The sequence below is a fragment of the Bradyrhizobium sp. genome (assembly GCF_030697065.1).
GTDB lineage: Bacteria > Pseudomonadota > Alphaproteobacteria > Rhizobiales > Xanthobacteraceae > Bradyrhizobium.
The window spans coordinates 1-2669 of the sequence record NZ_JAUYQU010000191.1; the positions used below are offsets into that span (position 1 = coordinate 1).

General features: G+C 59.3%; 2 protein-coding genes and 2 pseudogenes. 2 read left to right on the plus strand and 2 right to left on the minus strand.

Annotated elements, in window-relative coordinates; translation table 11 throughout:
* Nucleotides 1-127: pseudogene (locus Q8R73_RS15025) on the minus strand (endonuclease); the annotation flags it as partial.
* Nucleotides 128-192: 65 nt separating this feature from the next.
* On the opposite strand from Q8R73_RS15025, the gene Q8R73_RS15030 reads away from it, so the two are divergent.
* Nucleotides 193-441, plus strand: a complete 249-nt coding sequence (locus Q8R73_RS15030; RefSeq protein ID WP_305720338.1) for a helix-turn-helix domain-containing protein — start codon at nucleotides 193-195, stop codon at nucleotides 439-441.
* Between the two features lie 74 nt (nucleotides 442-515).
* On the opposite strand, the gene Q8R73_RS15035 is transcribed toward Q8R73_RS15030, so the two are convergent.
* Nucleotides 516-1709 (minus strand): CaiB/BaiF CoA-transferase family protein, encoded by a 1194-nt coding sequence (locus Q8R73_RS15035; protein WP_305720339.1) that lies wholly within the window; start codon nucleotides 1707-1709, stop codon nucleotides 516-518.
* 502 nt (nucleotides 1710-2211) lie between these two features.
* On the opposite strand from Q8R73_RS15035, the pseudogene Q8R73_RS15040 reads away from it, so the two are divergent.
* Nucleotides 2212-2669: pseudogene (locus tag Q8R73_RS15040) on the plus strand (right-handed parallel beta-helix repeat-containing protein); the annotation flags it as partial.

Here is a 2669-nt window from a genome sequence, read left to right on the forward strand (position 1 = left end):
CCTCGCCGCGCTTCTCTTTCCAGAGGCGCAATAGGGCATTCTCATCCTTCCCCATGATGATACGGGCATCCGAGCCCCCAACAAAATGGCTGCGGTCAAGTTGTTTAGTTTGCGAAAGTCGTGACATGACGTCTAAGACTCCTTCTCAGATAGGGTTATTGGTACTAAAAGTATCAAATGGTTCGGGCGGCGATGTCAATACCAAAAGTATCAATAAGACAACTAAAGGCCGCACGAGCTGTGTTGGGCTGGTCGCAAGGAGATTTGGCTGAAGCAGCTCAGGTATCGATTCCGACCGTGAAACGGTTGGAGGCGGGCGACGGGCCGCTAGGCGGTCGAGAGAATACGGTGCGAAAGCTTACTGAAGCTCTGGAAACGGCCGGAATAGATTTTAATGTCGGCAATAATGGCGAAGTGGGCGTCCGACTTCGAGCGCGCTGAGGACCCTGGTTAGAGCTTGGCAAGACTCTTCTGAAACACGCCGACGCACGCAGTCGTTAGACTCTGACGCTGGATCACACGATCCTGCCCTGCTTCAGCGCGACTATTTCATCAGCGCCAAATCCAAACTCAGCAAGCACCTCGTCGGTCTGCTCGCCGAACTCCGGCGGCCGCACTGCCATTTTGCTCGGCGTGCGTGAGAGTGTGACCGGCTGCCCGACCAGGCGAATGATGCGGTTCTCGTCATTGGGCACGTCCTGCGCGATGCCGAGATGCTTGACCTGTTCGTCTTCGAACATCTGGTCGATCGAATAGATCGGGCCGCAGGGCACGCCGGCGGCGTTTAGTTCGCTGACCCAGGTGTCGGTCGATTTGTTTTCGGTGAGCGTTCCGATCAAAGCGTTCAGCGCGTCGCGGTTCGCCGAGCGGGCCGGCGCGGTGGCGTAATCGGGATTGGCGACGAGTTCGGGCGCGCCGATTGCCTGCGTAAAACGCTCCCAGATCCGCCCCCCCGTGGTGGCGATATTGATGTAGCCGTCCGAGGTCTTGAATACTCCCGTGGGAATGCTGGTTGGATGGTTGTTGCCGGCCTGCTTGGCGACCTCCTTTTCCATCAGCCAGCGCGCGGCCTGAAAATCCAGCATGAAGATCTGCGCCTGGAGCAGCGAGGTCTGGACCCACTGGCCCTCGCCGGAGACCTCGCGCTCCAGCAGCGCGGTCAGGATTCCTGTTGCGCAGAACAGTCCGGCGGTCAGGTCTGCAACGGGAATGCCGACCCGCATCGGGCCTCCGCCCGGCGCTCCGGTGATCGACATCAGCCCGCCCATGCCCTGTGCTATCTGATCGAAGCCGGGGCGCTTGTGATAGGGACCATCCTGGCCGAAGCCGGAGATGCTGCCATAGACCAGGCGCGGATTGATCTTGCGCAGGCTCTCGTAATCGATACCGAGTTTCGCTTTCACGTCGGGACGGAAATTCTCGACGATCACGTCGGCTTTTGCCGCGAGCCGCTTGAAAACATCGAGACCCCGGGCGTCCTTGAGGTTCAGCGTCATGGCCCGCTTGTTGCGGTGCAAATTCTGGAAGTCGGAACCGCTCCGCGGACCGCCCGGCTGCTCACCGGCCGCGTCCTCCAGCAGCGCATCGATCTTGATGACATTGGCGCCCCAGTCGGCCAACTGCCGAACGCAGGTCGGCCCGGAGCGGACGCGGGTGAGATCGAGCACGGTGAAGCGGGACAAGGCTTGGGAGGCGCGGGGAGAGGGCATTTGGTACTCCGGGGACGTCAGGATCAGTATCGGCTTATCTCACAGAGGCCACAAGCATACCCGCCAGGCATATGCGCAACTGAATCGGGTGCGGACACTCCTCTCCAGGCCAGGCTCAACGGAGCCCGCAGCCCGTTGCACCAGTTCGGTCAACAATACTGACGATCCCGATTGGAAAGTTTAACGACGGATTGAACCTGTGGCTCGATCACCTGACGAACCATTGGGAGGGGTGCGGCGTGGTTCAATTAACACTTCAAATTGCAAAGACTGGCAGGACGGTGGGCTCTCCCCGGACGTCATCCAGCGGTCATGTCTGCGATTTAAAGTTGTATATACTTCGCACCACTCTTTTTTTGAGTAACGCGTTTCCACATTCTTTCCTTCCCGCCACCGTGCCAATTTCGGCAATGTAAAGCTAGCCGATCAACCCTTTGAGGGCCTCATCATGAGAAGAACTGGCTTATCGCTCACACTTTTTGGACTTCTCGCCGTCGTTTCCATGCCCACCACCTCGGCTCACGCACAGGCTACCCGCACCTGGGTGTCTGGTGTCGGCGACGACGTCAATCCATGCAGCCGCACCGCGCCCTGCAAGACTTTCGCGGGCGCCATTTCGAAGACAGCTGCGGGCGGAGAAATCGATTGCCTCGATCCGGGTGGGTTCGGCGCCGTCACCATTACCAAGTCGATGACCATCGATTGCACCGGCGTCACAGGCGGTATCCTGGCGGCTCTCTCAAACGGAGTGATCGTCAACGCCGGCGTTAACGACAAGGTGGTCCTCCGCAACCTGGTGATACAAGGAACGGCCGGAACGAGCATCGGCATCAACGGTGTCCGCTGGCTTGCCGGCAGGGAATTGCACTTCGACCGGGTCGTGGTGCAGGGGTTCAGCACCCGTTGCGTCGACGTGAGCAAAACCGCGGTTGGTGTCCTGTTCGTCACGGACAGCTACTT

Bases quoted from the DNA above. Each gene is read 5' to 3' on its own strand.
- Q8R73_RS15030 (WP_305720338.1), top strand. From the start codon at position 193: ATGTCAATACCAAAAGTATCAATAAGACAACTAAAGGCCGCACGAGCT.
- Q8R73_RS15035 (WP_305720339.1), bottom strand. From the start codon at position 1,709: ATGCCCTCTCCCCGCGCCTCCCAAGCCTTGTCCCGCTTCACCGTGCTC.